Raw genomic sequence first — 1,035 nt, 5'->3', positions numbered from 1 at the left:
ACCGCGTAACGATATGACTCAATGAGGAAATTGTTCAACCCCGATGTTCCGTCATAAATTAAACCTTGTTTTTTATCAATTAATTGGGAGAGTAAAGTTGTAATGCTTTTAGGACTTAAGATCTCACTGCTGCCCAAGGCGCCTTCTCTGGATAAAATTTGATTCCAAACCTCTTCTATATAGACTGATAATGTTCCGAACAAAGGATCGGGATTATGAAGTAAGGACCGTTTAAAGCTCAAACGATTTAAAACGGAATCCGCCACCTTAAAAAGGCTCATTTCGTCTCTTGGCATAATAAAAGTATCCGTAAAAACATTGACTAATTTAGGATTTTCATATTCTAGATGCTGAAAGGCCGCACGTAATCTTTCCCCAAAATCAACCCCTATAGCGGTAACACGGTCCCACCTTGAAGCTTCGGGTATATTAAATCCATGATCATCGTTTTCCGACAAATACTTTAATGTTATCATCGGCATTAAAACATTTTTAACTTGGCGCTGTTCTAAGGTCGCACGTAATATATCGAATACTATCCATACATCTTTTTCCGCATTGTTTATCAAAGTATCACGCAAAATAATTCACCTCTTTAATTATTATTAATTATATCGTCTCATTANAATTCATTTTTTAAATAATCGGATTTATATATCCAAGTTGACCTCATCAATATGTAGCAGTGTTTATGTGCTATCCACCTATCTGGGCAGAGGCTTCAACCAATTTCACCCATGCAATAAACTCTCATTCTTTCATCTCCTTTCTTTTGTTTGTTTTACCGTTGATAAAAATATACCATACTCCACCAAACTCAGTCAAGTGTATTGTCTATACTTTTTTTAAGTTAAAGTTATACACAATTAATTACACGTTAGTTCATCAGAAAATCTTAGCGGTCATTTTCCTGAAATTCACCTGAGGTTGGCTGTACATAAGTTCACCTCAGGGTATTTCAGAACTACCTCCGCTCAAATATTATAAATATGTGAAACACATATTGACAATATAACAACACTTAGATTATATTTC

At 34.8% G+C, this 1,035-nt stretch carries 1 protein-coding gene; it reads right to left on the bottom strand.

The window, feature by feature from the left end:
* Positions 1–581: type I restriction-modification system subunit M N-terminal domain-containing protein (locus FJQ58_RS02225; protein WP_139990808.1), on the bottom strand; the 581-nt coding region annotated here is incomplete at its 3' end.
* Positions 582–1,035 lie beyond the last annotated feature (454 nt).

Origin of the sequence: Paenibacillus paridis (assembly GCF_006345825.1) — a bacterium.
GTDB classification, from domain to species: domain Bacteria; phylum Bacillota; class Bacilli; order Paenibacillales; family Paenibacillaceae; genus Pristimantibacillus; species Pristimantibacillus paridis.
This window is presented reverse-complemented; position numbering and strand designations above follow the sequence as displayed.